Raw genomic sequence first — 17596 nt, forward strand, 5'->3', positions numbered from 1 at the left:
GATCCGGCCACCATCGGCGGCGCGCCGGCGAACGAAACGGGGGCCCATGGAACGCGTCGTTCTGCTCGACGAGTCCGGACAGGCGATCGGCACGGCCCCCAAGGCCACCGTTCACGACGAGCGCACCCCGTTGCACCTGGCTTTTTCGTGCTACGTCTTCGATTCCGTCGGCAGGCTCCTGCTCACCAGGCGGGCGCTGAGCAAGCCGACGTGGCCGGGCGTGTGGACGAACAGCTGCTGCGGGCACCCCGGCCCCGGCGAGCCGATGGAGGCAGGGGTGCTGCGTCGGCTGAAGGACGAGCTGGGTCTGTCCGTGCACCGGCTCGAACTGGTGCTGCCGAGGTTCCGCTACCGCGCGGTGATGCCCAACGGCGTCGTCGAAAACGAGCTGTGCCCGGTGTACCTCGCGTTCACCGAGGACGCGCCGAGCCCGGAGCCGAGCGAGGTCGAGGAAGTGGACTGGGTCGACTGGGTGGCGTTCGCGCGCTCGGTGCTCGACGGCAGCCGGGCGGTTTCGCCGTGGTGCGCCGAGCAGGTACCCGAACTGGCGGCGCTCGGCGACCGGCCGACCGCGTGGCCCGTCGCCCGCCCCGACGCACTCCCACCCGCCGCCCGGAACTGATCTTTCGCTGCTCGCCCCGAAGGATGCTCCGATAGAGGTCGGGCCGGGCTGCCGCCCTGGCGTCTGTCCCCGAAGGTGGCCTTCGGGGCGGTAGACGCCGCGAACTCGGCCCTCGCGCCGCACTTCCGCCACCTGCGCGCGCCCGCAGCGGGCTGCCGCACCGGCAAGCGGATGGTCGGGCGTGCGAGGGGTGGATTTGTGGCGTTGAGCGCCCCGAAGGTGGCCTTCGGGGACCAACCGAGAACCGCCGCCGCCGATCACCGCGAGCCGCACCCGAAATCGCGGGTTATCGCTGACCGGGTCGCTCGTGCGCGGTGAACTTCGCTGACCGTGCTCAGCGTCCTCATGGCGGCCATCCGTGCAACCATTCTTGCATCGTGCCTGGTGACGACGCATTGCCTCACTGATACCCTGCGGGGGTATAGTATGAGGCACAGTGGCGGAGTCGAGGGAGGGCCCATGGGTGTCAGCACGGCGGCGAAGCTCGGGGGATTCGCGGTGGCCGCGGTCGTCGTGTTCGGTGGCGCGTACGGGATCGGCGCCGCGGTGGGCCCGGTCGGCACCGATCAGAACGCCATGCAGGGTGGCGCGATGCAGCACGCCGCACACGAGCCGGGCGGTTTGCGCGCGTCGGAACAGGGCTACACCTTCGCCGTGCAGACCACCGCTTTCGCCGAAGGCCAGCCGAAGCAGCTCGAATTCCGGATCACCGGCCCGGACGGCGGCACGGTGACCGCGTTCGACCCGAACCACGACCGCCGGATGCACCTGATCGTGGCGCGCCGCGATCTGTCGGGCTACCAGCACCTGCATCCCGCGCTCGGCGCGGACGGCGTGTGGCGCGTGCAGGCGGCTTTCGCCGACGCCGGTCAGTACCGGCTCTTCGCGGACTTCGTGCCGAGCGCGCTCAAGCAGAACCTCACCCTCGGCGCCGACGTGTCGGTGTCCGGCGAGGCCAGCGCGGTCCCGTTGCCGCCGCCGTCGGACACCGCGCACGTCGAGGATTCCGACTACGCGGTGCGCCTCGGCGGCCGCCCGGTGGTCGGTGAAGCGAAGCTCGTCCTGTCGGTGAGCCGGGGCGGCGCGCCGGTCACCGATCTGCAGCGGTACCTCGGCGCGTACGGTCACCTGGTCGCGCTGCGCGAGGGCGATCTCGGCTACCTGCACGTCCACCCCGAGGAATCCGCGACAGCGGGGCCGGACATCACCTTCTCGGCCGCTTTCCCTTCGGCCGGGCGCTACCGCCTGTACCTGGACTTCCAGCACGGCGGGGTGGTCCGCACGGCGGAGTTCACGGTGACCGTCGGCGACACGGGCCCGCTCCCGGCCCCGGCGCCCGCATCGGGCGACGGCCACGGACACGGGCACTGAACGGCGGAAAAGACATGGCACAGCGAGGAGAACCGATGACCGCGGTGGATGAGCAGTCGAGTGTCGAGCTGGTCATCGGCGGCATGACCTGCGCGTCCTGCGCCGCGCGGATCGAGAAGAAGCTCAACCGGATCGACGGCGTCGCGGCGACGGTCAACTACGCCACCGAAAAGGCGAAAGTGTCCTATCCGGACTCGGTGTCGCCGGAGGAGCTGGTGGACACCGTCGCCAAAGCCGGTTACACCGCAACACTTCCCGCGGCGTCCGAAAAGGACACTGAGGAGGAGGTGGACGAGTCGCGGCCCGCGCGGGACCGCCTGCTCGTGAGCGCGGCGCTGTCGTTGCCCGTGGTTCTGCTCGCGATGATCCCGGCGCTGCAGTTCACGAACTGGCAGTGGGCTTCGCTGACACTGGCGGCGCCGGTGATCGTCTGGGGCGCGCTGCCGTTCCACCGTGCGGCGTGGGCGAACCTTCGCCACGGCACGGCGACCATGGACACCCTCGTCTCGATGGGCACCCTCGCCGCGTTCGCGTGGTCGGTGTACGCGTTGTTCTTCGGCACCGCGGGCGAACCGGGCATGGTCCACCCGTTCCGGTTCACGATCGAACGCGCCGCTGGCGACGGCAACATCTACCTCGAGGTGGCGGCGGGCGTCACCACGTTCATCCTCGCCGGACGCTACTTCGAGGCGCGGTCGAAGCGACGCGCCGGTGCCGCGCTGCGCGCGCTGCTCGATCTCGGTGCCTCCGAGGTTTCGTTGCTGCGCAACGGTTCCGAGGTGCGGGTCCCGGTCGCCGAGCTCGCGGTCGGCGACCGGTTCGTGGTGCGGCCAGGGGAGAAGATCGCCACCGACGGCGTGGTCGAGGACGGCTCGTCCGCGGTCGACGCGAGCATGCTCACCGGCGAGTCCGTCCCGGTCGAGATCGGGCCGGGTGACGACGTCGTCGGCGCCACCTTGAACGTCGGCGGCAGGCTCGTGGTGCGGGCGAGCAGGGTCGGCTCGGACACCCAGCTCGCGCAGATGGCGAAGCTGGTCGAACAGGCGCAGACCGGCAAGGCGGAGATCCAGCGCCTCGCCGACCGGATCTCCGGCGTGTTCGTGCCGGTGGTGCTCCTGCTCGCCGCCGGAACCCTCGGTTTCTGGCTCGGCGCGGGCGATTCCACCGCTGCCGCGTTCACCGCGGCGGTCGCGGTGCTGATCATCGCCTGCCCGTGCGCGCTCGGCCTCGCCACCCCGACCGCGCTGATGGTCGGCACCGGGCGCGGCGCGCAACTCGGGATCCTGATCAAGGGGCCGGAGGTGCTCGAGTCGACCCGGCGCGTGGACACCGCGGTGCTGGACAAGACCGGCACCGTGACCACCGGCCAGATGTCCCTTGTGGACATCGTGCCCGCGGACGGTGTCGACGAGGACGAACTGGTCCGGCTCGCGGGCGCGCTCGAAGACGCTTCCGAGCACCCCATCGCGAAGGCCATCGCGAACGGCGCACGCGCGCGGGGCGAGCTACCCGGGGTCACGGAGTTCGCCAACGACGAAGGACTCGGCGTGCACGGAGTGGTCGACGGGTACGCGGTCGTCGTCGGCAGGCCCGCGCTGCTCGCCGACTGGTCGCTGCCGTTGCCCGAAAAGCTCGACGCGGCAAGGGAAGCGGCCGAACGCGACGGCAGGACGGCGGTGGCGGTCGGCTGGGACGGCGCGGCGAGGGGACTGCTCGTGGTCGCCGACCGCGTCAAGCCGACGAGCGCCGAGGCGATCACCCGGCTGCGCGCGCTCGGCCTGACCCCGATCCTGCTCACCGGGGACAGCGAAGCCGTCGCGAACTCCGTCGCGCGCGAGGTCGGCATCGACGAGGTGATCGCCGGGGTGCTGCCCTCGGAAAAGGTCGACGTGGTGGCGCGCCTGCAAGCCGAAGGGCGCGTGGTGGCGATGGTCGGTGACGGCATCAACGACGCCGCCGCGCTGGCGAAGGCGGATCTGGGGCTGGCGATGGGCACCGGCACCGACGTCGCGATCGAAGCGAGCGACCTGACCCTGGTGCGGGGTGACCTGCGGGTCGCCGCGGACGCGATCCGGCTGTCCCGGCGGACCTTCGGCACGATCAAGGGCAACCTGTTCTGGGCCTTCGCCTACAACCTGGCGTGCATCCCGCTGGCGGCGGCCGGTCTGCTGAACCCGATGATCGCGGGCGCGGTGATGGCGTTCAGCTCGGTCTTCGTGGTGACGAACAGCCTGCGCCTTCGCCGGTTCGCCCCGCTGGCCGGGTGATCGCGCGAGCGCTGCGAACTCCGGGCAGGTGATGGGAAAATGGTGCCATGGCGCCGAATGAAGTCCCCACGGAGACCGTGCTCGAACGAGAGCGGAAGTTCGAGGTCGACCTGCGGCGGCCCCGTCCCGACCTGACCGGGGTCGGCCCGATCGCGAGCACGGCGGAGCCGGTCGAAACGACCCTCGACGCCACCTACTTCGACACCGAGGACCATCGCCTCGCGGCAGCCGGGGTGACGCTGCGCCGCAGGCGCGGTGGTGCGGACGAGGGCTGGCACCTGAAGCTCCCGGTGGGGGAGGACCGCCGCGACGAGATCCGGATGCCGTTGTCCGCGAAGCAGAAGCCGCCGCGGGAACTCCGGCGGCTCGTGGTCGCGCACACGATGGGCCGCAAGCTCATCCCGGTCGCGCACCTCAAAACCGAGCGGGCGGAGTGCGCTTTGCTCGACGGTACGGGCACGGCGGTCGCGGCGCTGACCGACGACAAGGTCACCGGTGAGGCGGTCGGCGGGGCCGCGCATCTCGACCGGTGGCGGGAATGGGAGGTCGAACTCGGCGAAACCGCCGGAGACGAGCTGTTGGAGTCGATCACGGCGGCGCTCGCGAAAGACGGCGTGCACCGCTCGAGATCTTCGTCGAAGCTCGCGCGCCTGCTCGACGATCGGCTGCCGAAGACACCCAAACGGCGCACGAAGCGGGCGGGCGACGTCGTGCTGGCCTATCTGCGCGAGCAGGTGGACGTGTTGCGGCGCAACGACATCGGCGTGCGGCGGGATGCCGAGGACGCGGTGCACCAGATGCGGGTCGCCTCGCGCCGCATCCGCGGCGCGCTCAACTCGTTCAAGCGCGTGCTCGACCGGGACGCGACGCGGGAGCTGGCCGCGGAACTGAAATGGCTCGCGGGCGGGCTGGGCCCGGCGCGGGACATCGAGGTGTCCCGCGAGTACTTCGGCGCGGCCGTCGCGAAGTTGCCGGACGAGCTGGTGATCGGCCCGGTGCGCCCGTTCCTGTCGGCGCATTTCGCCGCCGAAGCGGACCAGGCCAGGCGCGCCGCGCTGAAGACGTTGTCCAGCGACCGCTACGAAGACCTGTTGCGGGGCCTCGACCGGTTGCTGACCGATCCGCCGTTCACCAAGCGGGCCAAGCGGACGGCGAACGGGGAACTGCGGTACGCGCTGCGGCGGGCGGACCGGCGGCTGCGCGCGGCCGCGCGGGTGGTCGCGGGCTCGTCCGACGGGCCGGAACGCGATGCCGCGTTGCACGAGCTGAGAAAGAAGGCGAAGCAGGCCCGTTATGCCGCGGACGCGGTGCGCCCGGTGTTCGGTGCCAAGCTCGAGGCGTGGCGGCGTTCGGTGAAGAAGGTGCAGAGCACGCTCGGCGACCACCACGATCTCGTGGTCGCGCGGACCGTCGTGGTCGATCTCGGCAGGGCGGCCCACCGCGAAGGGCACAGCACCTTCACCTTCGGGGTTCTGCACGAGAAGGGGGCCGTCGCCGCTGCCGCGCTGGACGGAGTTTTCCGGCGCCAGTGGCACGATGTGCGAAGGGGTAAGCGCCCGAACTGGTTGGCCTGATCAGTCTTCTTCGTCGGTGAGGTCGACCACCGCTTGTTGCTCGGCGACGTCCGCCGGGTCGGCTTCCAGCGGTGGCGCCGTGGTGGGGGTGTTCTCGGCGTCCACGTCGGACACCTCGGTGCGTTGGTCGAGTGCGTCCGCTTCGGGCAGATCCGTGGTCGGTTCCGTCATGGCCGGGGATTACCACAGTGGCCGTTCGGCGAAACGGGGGTGACGCGATGGGCCCCCGGGACTAACCTGCAGTCGTCTCTGGGCGGCCGACCCCCACCGAACGGAGCCAATGTGCCCGATCTGACCGAGTACCGGCGGAGGCGCGACGCCTCCGTGACCCCCGAACCGGTACCGGACGAAGTCGAACCCCGGTGCGGCCGCGACAGGAGCGGCACCACCTTTGTCGTCCAGGAGCACCACGCCAGCCAGCTGCACTGGGACGTGCGGCTCGAACGGGACGGCGTGCTCGTCTCGTGGGCGGTGCCGAAGGGAATGCCGATCGAACCCGATGTCGCCAGGCTCGCGGTGCGGGTCGAGGACTACCCGCTCGAATACGCGGATTTCTCCGGCGTGATCCCGGCAGGGCAGTACGGGGCGGGGCGGACCGAGATCTGGGACCGCGGCCGGTACGAGACCGTGCACTGGGACGGCGAGCGGATCGAGATCGTCCTGTGCGGGAACCGCTTGCGCGGGAAGTACGAATTCCGGCACACCGCGGAAGACGACGACCGGCACTGGCGCGTGCGCAGGCTCGACGACGCGGAAGAAGGCTGGCAGTCGTTGCCGCTGTTCGTGCCGCCGATGACACCGGGGCGAACCCGGATGCCGGGAGTTTCCGAGGACGGCGAGTGGTCCTACGAATTCGCGTGGGACGGGCTGCGCGCGCAGGTTCGGGTCCAGGGCGGCCGGATCGGGGTGCGGGACTCCGACGGACGCGATCGCACCGCCACCTATCCCGAACTGCGGGGCATCGGCGCGAAACTCGGTTCGGTGGAGGCGCTGTTCGACGGTGTGATCGTGGTGCTCGCGGAGGGCAAGCCGAGCGCCGTGGCGCTGCGCCGCCGGGCGAACGTGACCACGGCGGCCGATCTGCGGCGGATGGTGCGGCAGTGGCCCGCGGTCTTCCTCGCGTTCGACCTCCTGCACCTCGCCGGGCATTCGTGCCTTGCGCTCCCGTACCGCCGTCGCCGCGAGCTGCTGGCTGGCCTGGGGCTGAACGGCGACCACTGGCGGGTGCCGGAATGCTACGAAGGCGAAGGCGCGGCGGTGCTGGAAGCGAGCCGTGTGCACGGTCTCGACGGCGTGATCGCGAAACGGCTGGACAGCCCGTACCGGCCAGGACGGCCCAGCCAGGACTGGGCCGCGGTGCGCGGGGTGCGCGTGCAGGAGGTGGTCGTCGGCGGCTGGCGCCCCGGGGGCGGCAGCCGCGCGGAGACGGTGGGTTCGCTGCTGCTCGGCGTGCCCACCGCGGACGGGCTGCGCTACATCGGCAACGTCGGCTCGGGGTTCACCAGGGAGGACCTGGCCGAACTGGCGGAGACACTGCCGGGGTTGGCGGTGCCGAGTTCGCCGTTCGAGGAGATTCCCGAGGACAAGGCACGCGACGCGCGCTGGGTGCGTCCCGACCTGGTCGGTGAGGTCGTCTTCCGGGGCTGGACGGACGCGCACTGCCTGCGGGCGCCGAGCTGGCGCGGGCTCCGCGACGACCTCGCCGGTGAGGACGTGGGGTTCCGTGACTGAGAAGAGTCCACTGTGGATGGTCGACGGCCCGCGGACAAGTCGGATGTTTGGGCATGCCGAGGCCGGGGTATAGACCATTGTTCTCCACCGGTCGGCGCGGTCGCGGCACGCGGCGGTGCGGGCACTGCTACCGTCGGGCCGGGAACGGCGACGGGCTGATGGGGGTGAGGACCTGCAGGTGTCGGAGCGGTCAGCCGCGGAAAACCCGTTGATCAAGGTGGTTCTGGTCGAGGACCACGACATGGTCGCCGAAGCGATCGCCTTGGCGCTCGCGGACGTGGGCGACATCGAAATCGTCGCGCGCGCGTCGTCGGTCGCCGACGCGCTGGACGCGGTCGGGCGGATGCGCCCCGACGTGGTCGTGCTCGACCGCAGGCTTCCCGACGGCGACGGGATCGACGCCATTCCCGAACTGCACGCGGCGGCGCCGGGGGTGCGGGTCCTGATCCTGACCGGGGACGCGACGCCCGCCGTGGCCACCAGGGTGGTCGAGGCCGGTGGTGCCGGGCTGCTGATGAAGGCGGCGCGGCTGGCGGATCTCGCGGTCGCCGTCCGCCAGGTGTCCGCGGGGGACATGGCGTTCAGCCCCGATCTGCTCGGCCAGGTGCTCAGCAGGCTCGCCGGGCGATCCGGCGCGGTCGGCGCCGAACTGACCGGCCGGGAGCGGGAAACGCTGCGCCTGCTCGCCGACGGCGCGACCATCGCCGACATCAGCGCCAGGATGACGGTCGCGCGGAACACCGCGCGCAACCACGTGCAGCGGATCCTCACGAAGCTCGGGGCGCATTCGCAGCTCGAAGCGGTGGCGATCGCCCGCCGCGAGGGACTCGTCGACTGATGCACCTGCACTAGTCGAAGTCGGGGTCGCTGCGTCTCGAACGGAGATCGCGTTACGGGAACGATGGGACGGGTCATGACTACGTCCTCGTCCCGCGTGTCCTCATCCGGTGTCGCCACCTTCGACGTACCCGCCACTGTCACCGGTGCGAGTGACGCACGCCGGTTCACCGGCACGACGCTGGCCACGTGGGGGCAGCACGGCGATTCCGCCGACGACGCACAGCTCGTGGTGTACGAACTCGTGGCAAACGCCTTGCTGCACACCGAGAGCACCCCGGAACTCACCTTGCGGCTCACCGGTTCCCGGTTGCGGGTCGAGGTGGTGGACGAGAGCGCGGTCCTGCCGTCGAAACGAGCGGGCGGCGGTGACGGCGGCTGGGGCCTGAGACTCGTGGAATCCCTCGCGGTGCGCTGGGGGGCCGAACCCGATGGTGCGGGCAAGCGGGTGTGGTGCGAGCTCGATCTGGCGAGGGCGGACGAGGGTGCCAGGGCAGTGGCGGGCTGACCTTCCCCTCCCCGCCGGCGTGTCCGAGCGGCGAGCGCGCGGCCACGCGGCACTTTCACTGGACGCCGACGGCATGGTGACCTCGTGCAACGCCGATGCCGAGCGGGTGACCGGCTACCGGAAGGCCGATCTGCTCGGCAAGTCCGTGAGCTTCCTGGACACCGGCGACGGGCTGCTCGATTCGGCGGCCGCGGCAGGCGCGGCCGAAGGCGAGTGCCTGCTCCTGCGCGGTGACGGCAGCTCGGTGCACGCCGGTGTGCTGGTCGCCGCCGTCCGCGACGGGCTCGCACTGCGCGGGTTCGGCGTGGTGTTGCGGAACGTCCGCCGCAGTGGTGCGGCCGCGCTCGTCGGCGCCGGCGAGCGGGATCGCGCACGGCTGGCCGCCGAGGTGCACGACGACTCACTCCAGGCGATGGTCGCGGCGGGGATGCGCCTGCAACTGCTCGAAGGCAGGCTCGCCGGCCGTGACCAAGCGATCGTCGACGGCCTGCACGTCGCGGTGGACGCGGCCGTCACCCGGCTGCGTGATCTCCTGCGGTGGCTTCGCCCTCCCGAACTGAACCACGGCCTGGCCGCGGCACTGGCCGATTGGGCGGAACGCACCGGGCGGCCGTTCGTCGTCGACCTCGACGAGGAACCGGCCGCGGAAGCGGCGACGCTCGTTTACCGCACGCTGCAGGATTCGCCGCGCGGCAGCGGTGGCACGATCCGCGTCCGCTCCGCCGACGGCGGCGTGCTGGTCGACCTCGGCGGTGGCGCGGTCGACGACGGGGGCCGGATCGAGGCGCTCGGTGGCTGGCGGGCCGACGACGGATCCCGGTTCTGGGTCCCCGGCACCCTCGGCTGAGCTTCTGCGCTCCCCGCTCAACGGCCCTGAAGGTGGCTTTCCGGGCATCTACCGCCCCGAAAGCCACCTTCAGGGCAAAGCAAGACCGAGCATTGTCGAGTGGTGGTCAGGAGATGCGGTCAGGCGTGCCGCAGGATCGCGCCGAACCCGTCGGCCAGGTCCAGCCGTTCGTCCGAGCGCACCAGTGCGGCGCCGGTGGCGACTCCCGCGAACGGGAGTGCCTCGTCGGCGAGCGTCCACACTGGATCGTCCACTCCGTACGCTTTCAGCTCGTCGGCGGTCGCGGCGACGGTACCCGGCTCCGGTCCACAAGCGACGGTCGTGTCACCGGGTTCGGTCACCAGCAGGGTCTCCGCGTTCCCCTCGCGCAGGACGGTGGTGACGGCTTCGATTCCTTGCACCGCAAGGCCATGGGTCCGTCCGGACTCGGTGCGGAACTTCTCGGCGGTTTGGTCCAGCCTCGCGAGCTGATGACGCGCTGCCGCCTCGGAGATGTCCTCCGCGGTGGCGTCCGCGCTGACTTCTTCGGTGCGCTCGCGGATGTGCTCCGGCAGCAGGTCCAGCAGCCCGCGGCGAGCCTGGACCTCGCCGGAGAGCACGACGATCCCGGCGCCGAGCCGTCCGGCGGCCTTCACCACCTCGTCCGCGACGTCCTTCAGGTTGTGGCGAACCGTCTCCTCGGTACGCGCCTGCACGGTGCGGTGCCCCGGCCCCGCGCCCCGCACCTTGTGCACCGGGTGGTCCTGTCCGCGCACCTCGCCGGTGTCCAGCTCGCGCCCGCGGGCGTCGCGGGCGGTGATCGTGGCCCCGACGCTGTCTACCGTGACGACCAGGCGGCGCGGTCCCCGCGTGCCCAGGCTCGCCAGTGGCAGCAGGAACGGGGCGCGTGACACCCTGGCGATCGCGCGCGGTGGCGGCGCCGGAAGTTCCTCGTCGACGAGTACCCGATCGCCCGCCGCCACCAGGAACATCCCGCCTTCGCCGACCGGTGGCTCGCGGTCGGTCGCGGCGGTGTCGAGCGCGGCCAAGGTGCGCTCGGGCGCACCGAGGTCCGCGAGCTCGGCCCGCGTCGCCTGCCAGCGGAGCTCGCGTTGCTTCTCCGCGTCGGCGGTGTCGTGCGAGTCGTCGACGCAGACCGACGCGAACGATCCGTCCACAGTGGTCAGTTCACGCAGTGCGGTGGTCTCCATGGGTGCGCTCCTCCTTGCGGTAGCGAGGGTTCAGCTGCTCTTGGTCGCCCGCAGCCGCGGGACCTCGGGGGAGTCCGTGTCGAGCGGAACAGCGCCGGACCTGACCAGTCCGAGTTGGACGGTCTGCCGCGAGGTGACGGTTTCCAGTGCCCAATCGGCCGCCGTGCGGATCCGGTTCCCCGGCATCGCCGCCAGGTGGTACCCGCGGGTGACGGCCTTCGCGGCCCGTCCGGCCAGCGGCACGCGCAACGGGTTCGCCGCGGCCCTGCCCGCACCGAGGTCGACGACGAACCCGAGGTCGTGGTGCTTGTAGCCGCGCGGCCTGCCGTGCCCGAGCGAGGCGGCGACGTTGTGCCCGGCGAGCTTTCCTTGCCGCGTCGCGTGTTGCGCGGTCATCGCGGTCAGCTCGCCCGGCCTGGTCAGGTCGGGCACCGCGGCCGCGTCGCCGCACGCGAACACGTCGGGCTGACCGGGCACGCCGAGCCGCGCATCGACGACGAGCCTGCCCTTCGCGGTCTCGAGCCCGATGGAGTCGACGAGCGGATCGGGCCGGACGCCGACGCACCACACCAGCGAACGCGTCGGCACCGTCTCCCCGGAGGTGAGGCGAACGCCGTTGGCATCGGCCTCGGCGACGGAGGTCTTCATCAGCACCTCGACGTCCCGTTCGCGCAGAACCTCGTCCGCGGTGCGGGAAAGCCGGTCGTCCAGTTCCGGGAGCACGCGGTCCGCGACGTCGAGCAGCAGCCAGCGGATCCGCTGGCCCCGCAGCTCCGGATGGCGTGCGGCGAGCGCCTCGGTGAAGTCCGGTCCCTGCGCGGCGACCTCGGTTCCGGTGTAGCCCGCGCCGACCACGACGAAGGTGCACCGCGCGTCCCGTTCGGCGGAATCGGTCGAGGCGGCGGCGAGCTCGATCTGCCGCGTGATGTGGTCGCGGAGGTAGAGCGCCTCCGGGATGCCGCGGAACCCGTGCGCGTGCTCGGCGACGCCGGGAATCGGCAGCAGCTTGTTGACGCTGCCGGTGGCGAGCACGAGCCGGTCGTAGTCCAACCGGTGCTCGGTGTCCTCGGGATCGGTGTAGGTGACGTGCCCGCGGGTGAGATCGACCGCGGTCACCTCGCCCAGCGCCAGCCGGATCTTCGGCAGGGTGCCCGGCAGCGACACCGAAACCCGGCGCGGATCGAGGATCCCGGCCGCGACCTCGGGCAGCAGGGGCAGGTACAGGAAGTAGTCGGTCGGGTTGACGAGGACGATCTCCGCCTCGTCGCGGGGAAGGCGGTCGGTGAGGGTCTTCGCGGCCTGGTACCCGGCGAACCCGCCGCCGACGATCACGACTCGCTTGCGCTGCATTGGTCGACCTCCGGGCGGACAAAGGGGCGATGGCGGTGGCTTACCCGATGGAAGCGTCCGGGAAACGGTGCGGTTTCACCCGCGGGTGGCCGGGATACTCCGCCGCCATGGGTACTTACCGCCACACGGCCACCGCGGACCTCCCCGCCGACGACGTCTTCGCCTATCTTCGCGACCCGCGCAACCTGCCGCGCTTCTTTCCGCAGATGACGGAAGCGGAACCGACCGGCGGGGGAGAGGCCCACGTCGAGGCCGACGTGGGAGGAAAGCACGTCGAGGGCGAGGCATGGCTCCGCGCCGACGAAGCGCGCCGCCGCCTCGAATGGGGAGCGGACGACGACGACTACCACGGCGAGCTCGAAGTAGCCGAATCCTCGCCAGGCAGCTGCGAGATCACGGTCGTGTTGCACACCGAACGCGCCGAAGGCGGGGAAATCCAGCGCGCACTGGAGGAAACGGTAGCGGCGCTGACGCACACCGCAGTCGCGGAGACCGATGTGGACGGTGCGCGCGGGGATACCGGCGCCGGCGGTGTCGGCTGAGCCGCGCTGGTCACCGCGCACCGCAGCCGGGATCACCCGGGGCCTGGTGAGCGTGGGCTCGCATCGGCTGCGGGTCGCGTACCGGTGAAGTACCCGTGTGGACGGTCGGCGAAACGGACGTCAGCCGGCGAGGCTTCGACCGAGCACGCGCGCCACGTCGGGGAAGGAACCGGAATGGGGGCCCGCGTAGTTGAGCCGCACGAACTTTCCGGTTGGTTCGGCGGGAAACCATTCGTCGCCGGAGCCGATGACCACGCCCGCGGCCGCGCATTCCCGGACGACCCGGTCGAGATCGGTCGTGTCGGGCAGCCGCGCCCACAGGTTCAGACCACCTTGCGGCACGGTTTCCAGTCGCGCGTCGGGCGCGTGTTCGCGAAGGCTCCGCACCAGGAGGTCGCGCCGGGTCCTCAGTTCCAGGCGGAGCTTGCGCAGATACGTCCGCCATGCGGGCTGCGTGACGACGTCGAGCGCGACCGCCTGCAGGACACCGCTGACGTACATCGATCCCGCCTGCGTGTCGGCGAGGATCCGGTTGCGCGCGGGGCCGCGCGCGATCAGTCCCGCGACGCGGACCGCGGGGGAGACGCTCTTGCTCAGCGAGCGCACGTAGACGACGTGCCCGCTGTCGTCGCGGGCGGCGACCGGGTGCGGCTCCGCGGTGATGCCGAAGTCGTGCGCCGAGTCGTCCTCGATCAGGAACGCGCCGTGGTGCCGGACGATCTCCAGCACCTGCTCGGTCAGCCCCGGCGACCACAGCGCGCCGGTCGGGCTGGCGAAAGTCGGCTGTGCGTAGAAGGCGCGCGCCCCCGACTGGTCGAACGCGCGTGACAGCGCGTCGGGATCGGGCCCGGCGGGTCCACTGTGGACCGGGACGACCTCGACGCCGACCTGCGCGGCGGCCAGTATCGCGCCCCAGTAGGTCGGCGATTCCATCAGCAACGGCCGTCCCGCCCCGACGAGGGCGCGGAACGCGGTGATCAGCCCGCCCTGGCTTCCCGGGATGAGCACGACGTCGCTGGGCGGGGCCGGGGTGATCCCGGCCGGGGTCGCCGATTCCAGCTCGGCAGCGAACCAGGACTGCAGTTCGGGCAGCCCCGCCGTCGGGGGCCGCGTGATCAGGGCGTCGGTCCGCGCGGTGCGGGTGAAGGCCGCGCGGACGAGGCGCTCCGGCAGCAGTTCGCGCGCGGGATAGCCGGAGTGGAGCGCGACCACGTCGTTCGGGACGGACTGCAGGGCCGCTGGCAGTTGCGGGATCCGTTTGTTGGGCGAGCCGAGCGCCGCGGTCTGCCAGCCGTAGTCGTTCGCACGAGCCGCGCGGACCGCCCGGACGAACGTCCCCACACCCGGCCTGCTTTCCACGACGCCTTGGAGCGCGAGGGTGCGGAGCGCCTTTTGCACGGTGACCGGGCTCGCCCCGTGTTCGGCGACCAGTGAACGCGTCGACGGCAGTTTCGCCCCCGACGGAGCCGTGGTGATCCAGCGCCGCAGCGCCGTGACGATGCGGACCGAACTGCTATCGTCGACCATGAAGAACAACAGTAGCGCTACTCTCGACGCGCCACCAGTGCTATCGCCTTCGCGTGCCGGTCTCGGCTGGGGCCTGCTCGGGGTCTCGGCGTTCTCCTTCACCGTCCCGTTCACCCGCGTGGCCGTCGAAAGCGGTGGCATGTCGCCGTTGTTCATCGGCTCCGCGCGTGCCGTCGTCGCGGCGCTGCTCGCCGCGGTGGCGCTCGCGGTCACGAAGCAGCGCCTCCCCGTCGGTGTCCAGTGGGCCCGCGTCGCGATCGTCGCCGGTGGCGTGATCGTGGGTTTCCCGGTGCTGACCTCGTTCGCCCTCACCACGGCCCCGGCGAGCCACGGCGCGGTCGTGATCGCCGTGCTGCCCGCCGCGACCGCCGTGACGGCCGTGCTCCGCGGGCACGAGCGGCCCCCGAAGGCGTTCTGGCTCATGGCGGCCGTCGGCGCGATCGCGGCTCTCGTGTTCGCCGCCTTGCAGGGTGGCGGGTTCAGCGGGCTGAACTGGGCCGATCTGCTGCTGTTCGGCGCCGTCGCGGCGGCCGCCATCGGGTACGCCGAGGGCGGGTTGCTGGCTCGCGAACTCGGTGCGTGGCAGACCGTGTCGTGGGCGATCGTCCTCGCTTCGCCCGTGACGATCGCCCTCACCGCGGTTTCGCTGGCCCAGGGGCCCCCGAGTGGCACCCCGGTCGAATGGGCCGCGTTGGCCTACCTGGCCGTGGTGAGCACGTTCCTCGGCTTCTTCGCCTGGTACCGCGGGCTCGCCATCGGTCCGATCGCGCAGGTCAGCCAGGTGCAGCTCGTCCAGCCGGTGCTGAGCATCTGCTGGGCCGCGCTGTTCCTGCGCGAGCGGCTGACCTGGCCGACCGTCCTCGGTGGTGTCGCGGTGGTCGCCTGCGCCACCGTCGCCGTCCGAGCCAGGCTCGGCCGGGACGCCCGCTGACTACCGGGCGTCGCCGAAGACCATGCGGTGACCGCGTGCGGTGTCCACGTATTCGCGGGCACGGTGGACAAGGCCGTCCCGCAGTTCGAAGACGAAGCAGTAGTCGTTGGCGTAGTGGTTGCCGTTGGCGAGCGTCGCCGACACGGCCGCTTCGACGGTGACCCGTTCGCCGTCGGTGTGCGCCCCCTGCGGGACGACGGAGAGGCCGTGTGCGAACAGGCGGGGGAGTTCCTCGGCGAAGAAGCGCACGATCGCCTTCCTGCCGATCATGTGGTGGGTGGTTTCGAGGGCGACGGCGATGGCGTTCCCCGGCGGGGACAGCCATTCGGCGTCCTCGGTGAGGACCGCGGAGATCCGGTCGGGGTCGGCGCTGGCGAACGCCTGGAAGGCGTCGTCGATGATCGTGAGGCTCATGAGCCCCAGTCTCTTCGTGCGCACGCGGCCGTGTCTTGGACGAATGTTCCTCAGGCAGGGGGAAGGCGGTCAAGGAAGACGCGGATGCGGTCGAGCGCCAGCGCGGTCGCCGCCGGATCGTGGGAAGGGAGGTCTGGGTCGGCGAACAGATGGGCGTCGCCGCGGTAGAGGTTCAGGCTCGCGTCGTGCGCCGAGTCCATGATGGACAGTGCGCTTTCCCGCTCGAACCAGGGATCGTCGCGCATCGCGTGGATTTCCACGGGGAGCCGATCCGGCCACGGACCGAACCGGCCGATCGGCTGCGCGTCGTGCAACAGGACGCAGCCGATCGCGTTGTCCCTGGTCTGCGCGGACCACTGGGCGAGGCGGCAGCCGAGCGAGAACCCGGCGTAGACCACCGCGGGCCGGTCCACCGCGACCGCGTCGGCGCGGCGCAGCGACTCGTCGTACCCGATCGAGTCGCGTTTGGACACTCCGGCGTCGAAGTCGTCGAAGACCTCGCCGTCGTAGTAGTCGGGTGTTTCGACGGTGTGGCCGTGTGCGGTCAGCTGATCGGCGAACCAGCGGACGCCTTTCCGGAGGCCGAGCGCGGAGTGGAACAGGACGATGTGGGTCACCCGGCAAGTTTGCCACGCGGGTCAGGCCGCGGTGCGCCGCCGTCCGATCGCCGAGGCGGCGAGCGACCAGGCCTGGTCGATGGTCAGGCAAGGGATCCGCAGAGCCCGCGCGCGTTGGAGCATCGATTGCTGGTTACCGGTCCCGTGGCCGTCGAGCACGTCCGCGTCGGCCACCGCGCAGAGCAGCTCGGCGTCCTCGTCACCCGGTGGTGCGGCGGCGGTGATGCCGTGGCTGCTCGCCCAGTGCTCGAGGCAGGTGAGATCGGGCGACTGTCCGATGTAGAGGACGCTGAACTCGGCGGGCGGTGACGACTCCGATGTGGACATCTCTGTAGTGGACACTGTGCGGCTCCCTTCCCCACCAGGGAGTATCCGGTCGGGCCGGGTCCGAAACCTCCCCCTGGTCAGTGCAGGACTTCCGCGAGGATCTCCGCGCCGCGCACCACGCGGGGGCCTGGCCGGTTGAAGTAGGACGGTCCGTCGAGGACGACGATCTTCCTCGACCCGAAGCCGGGCAACCCGGTGACGAGGTGCCGTTCGCGCTCGGTGCGGGCGGGGGAGAACCCGCACGGCATCAGCAGCACCACGTCGGGATCGGCGCGCCGCACCGCGTCCCAGGTGACCGGCTCGGTGTGCTCGCCCGGCGCGGCGAGCAGCGGTTCGCCGCCCGCGAGCGCGATCTGCTCCGGCACCCAGTGCCCCGCGGGCCACAACGGGTCCAGCCATTCGAGCGCGACCACCTTCGGTCGCGCACTGCCCGAGACCGAGTCACGGACCGCGGCCAGCCGCGCCTTCAACGAGGCCACCCGTTCCTCGGCGGTGTCCCGCACGCCGAGCTGGTCCCCGACCTGGCGCAGGCAGTCCAGCACCCCGTCGAGCCTCGTCGGTTCCAGGCTGAGCACCTTGGTGTCCGTGTCGAGGACGCGGACGGCGTCGGTCACGCTGCGGTAGGAAACCGCGCACACGTCGCACAGGTCCTGCGTCAGCACGACATCGGGGGCGAGCGCGGCGAGCCGGTCCGTGTCGAGCTGGTAGAGCGACGAGCCGCGGTGCGGTGCGCCACCGACGGCGGCCGAGATCTCCCTGCTGGTCATCCGCGCGTCGTCGATCCCGCTGGCGGTCACCGCGGGCACGCGCTCGACACCGGGCGGCCAGTCGCATTCGTGGGTGCGCCCCACCAGCGACGACAGCAGACCCAGCTCCGCCACGATGTCGGTGGCCGCGGGCAGCAGCGACACGATGCGCATTTCCGCGAGTGTAGGAGCTGA

18 protein-coding genes are annotated in these 17596 nt (G+C 71.4%); 10 read left to right on the forward strand and 8 right to left on the reverse strand.

Annotated elements, in window-relative coordinates; translation table 11 throughout:
* The first annotated feature begins 46 nt into the window (after window positions 1–46).
* The 4 genes from idi (at window position 47) to HUW46_RS40475 (ending at window position 5834) form a co-directional block, all read left to right on the forward strand.
* Window positions 47–622, forward strand: a complete 576-nt coding sequence (gene idi, locus HUW46_RS40460) for an isopentenyl-diphosphate Delta-isomerase (protein WP_215543938.1) — start codon at window positions 47–49, stop codon at window positions 620–622.
* A gap of 459 nt (window positions 623–1081) precedes the next feature.
* Entirely contained in the window at window positions 1082–1993 is a 912-nt protein-coding gene (locus HUW46_RS40465; protein WP_215543939.1) for a hypothetical protein, read from the forward strand.
* 35 nt (window positions 1994–2028) lie between these two features.
* Window positions 2029–4260: a heavy metal translocating P-type ATPase gene (locus tag HUW46_RS40470; RefSeq protein ID WP_215543940.1), complete on the forward strand. Its 2232-nt coding sequence runs from the start codon at window positions 2029–2031 to the stop codon at window positions 4258–4260.
* A gap of 47 nt (window positions 4261–4307) precedes the next feature.
* On the forward strand, window positions 4308–5834 hold the full coding sequence (locus HUW46_RS40475; protein WP_215543941.1) for a CYTH and CHAD domain-containing protein: 1527 nt from the start codon (window positions 4308–4310) through the stop codon (window positions 5832–5834).
* Here the strand turns inward: HUW46_RS40475 and HUW46_RS40480 are convergent, their stop codons facing one another.
* Window positions 5835–6005, reverse strand: coding sequence for a hypothetical protein (locus tag HUW46_RS40480; RefSeq protein WP_215543942.1), 171 nt, complete (start codon window positions 6003–6005; stop codon window positions 5835–5837). It lies immediately after the preceding gene.
* 111 nt (window positions 6006–6116) lie between these two features.
* Here HUW46_RS40480 and HUW46_RS40485 point away from each other — a divergent pair, with 111 nt between their 5' ends.
* From HUW46_RS40485 to HUW46_RS40500, 4 genes are all read left to right on the forward strand, one after another.
* Complete coding sequence (locus HUW46_RS40485; RefSeq protein ID WP_215543943.1) at window positions 6117–7565, forward strand: DNA polymerase ligase N-terminal domain-containing protein; 1449 nt, start codon at window positions 6117–6119, stop codon at window positions 7563–7565.
* A gap of 178 nt (window positions 7566–7743) precedes the next feature.
* Complete coding sequence (locus HUW46_RS40490) at window positions 7744–8403, forward strand: response regulator (RefSeq protein WP_256451402.1); 660 nt, start codon at window positions 7744–7746, stop codon at window positions 8401–8403.
* Window positions 8404–8478: 75 nt separating this feature from the next.
* A complete protein-coding gene (locus HUW46_RS40495) occupies window positions 8479–8910 on the forward strand; it encodes an ATP-binding protein (RefSeq protein WP_215543944.1) in 432 nt (143 codons plus the stop codon).
* Window positions 8911–8929: 19 nt separating this feature from the next.
* A complete protein-coding gene (locus HUW46_RS40500) occupies window positions 8930–9757 on the forward strand; it encodes a PAS domain-containing protein (RefSeq protein WP_215543945.1) in 828 nt (275 codons plus the stop codon).
* Between the two features lie 119 nt (window positions 9758–9876).
* On the opposite strand, the gene HUW46_RS40505 is transcribed toward HUW46_RS40500, so the two are convergent.
* Together HUW46_RS40505 and HUW46_RS40510 are read right to left on the reverse strand one after the other, a co-directional pair.
* A complete protein-coding gene (locus tag HUW46_RS40505; protein ID WP_215543946.1) occupies window positions 9877–10947 on the reverse strand; it encodes an Rv2629 family ribosome hibernation factor in 1071 nt (356 codons plus the stop codon).
* A gap of 30 nt (window positions 10948–10977) precedes the next feature.
* On the reverse strand, window positions 10978–12297 hold the full coding sequence (locus tag HUW46_RS40510; RefSeq protein ID WP_215543947.1) for an NAD(P)/FAD-dependent oxidoreductase: 1320 nt from the start codon (window positions 12295–12297) through the stop codon (window positions 10978–10980).
* A gap of 107 nt (window positions 12298–12404) precedes the next feature.
* Here HUW46_RS40510 and HUW46_RS40515 point away from each other — a divergent pair, with 107 nt between their 5' ends.
* Window positions 12405–12839: an SRPBCC family protein gene (locus HUW46_RS40515; protein WP_215543948.1), complete on the forward strand. Its 435-nt coding sequence runs from the start codon at window positions 12405–12407 to the stop codon at window positions 12837–12839.
* Between the two features lie 120 nt (window positions 12840–12959).
* Here HUW46_RS40515 and HUW46_RS40520 read toward each other — a convergent pair whose 3' ends face one another.
* A complete protein-coding gene (locus tag HUW46_RS40520; RefSeq protein WP_215543949.1) occupies window positions 12960–14366 on the reverse strand; it encodes an aminotransferase-like domain-containing protein in 1407 nt (468 codons plus the stop codon).
* On the opposite strand from HUW46_RS40520, the gene HUW46_RS40525 reads away from it, so the two are divergent.
* Entirely contained in the window at window positions 14365–15297 is a 933-nt protein-coding gene (locus tag HUW46_RS40525; protein ID WP_254125429.1) for a DMT family transporter, read from the forward strand. The genes HUW46_RS40520 and HUW46_RS40525 overlap by 2 nt on opposite strands.
* Here the strand turns inward: HUW46_RS40525 and HUW46_RS40530 are convergent, their stop codons facing one another.
* The 4 genes from HUW46_RS40530 to HUW46_RS40545 all read right to left on the reverse strand — a co-directional run bounded on the left by HUW46_RS40530 (window position 15298) and on the right by HUW46_RS40545 (window position 17575).
* Entirely contained in the window at window positions 15298–15711 is a 414-nt protein-coding gene (locus HUW46_RS40530; RefSeq protein ID WP_215543950.1) for a nuclear transport factor 2 family protein, read from the reverse strand.
* Window positions 15712–15761: 50 nt separating this feature from the next.
* Complete coding sequence (locus tag HUW46_RS40535; protein ID WP_215543951.1) at window positions 15762–16328, reverse strand: dienelactone hydrolase family protein; 567 nt, start codon at window positions 16326–16328, stop codon at window positions 15762–15764.
* A 21-nt stretch (window positions 16329–16349) separates the two neighbouring features.
* Window positions 16350–16670 (reverse strand): hypothetical protein, encoded by a 321-nt coding sequence (locus HUW46_RS40540; protein ID WP_215543952.1) that lies wholly within the window; start codon window positions 16668–16670, stop codon window positions 16350–16352.
* Window positions 16671–16732: 62 nt separating this feature from the next.
* Window positions 16733–17575 carry a cobalamin-binding protein gene (locus HUW46_RS40545; RefSeq protein WP_215543953.1) on the reverse strand — a complete coding sequence of 281 codons (843 nt, stop codon included), beginning with the start codon at window positions 17573–17575 and terminating at the stop codon, window positions 16733–16735.
* Between the last annotated feature and the right edge of the window lie 21 nt (window positions 17576–17596).

It is taken from the genome of Amycolatopsis sp. CA-230715 (assembly GCF_018736145.1).
In the GTDB taxonomy this organism is placed as follows: domain Bacteria; phylum Actinomycetota; class Actinomycetes; order Mycobacteriales; family Pseudonocardiaceae; genus Amycolatopsis.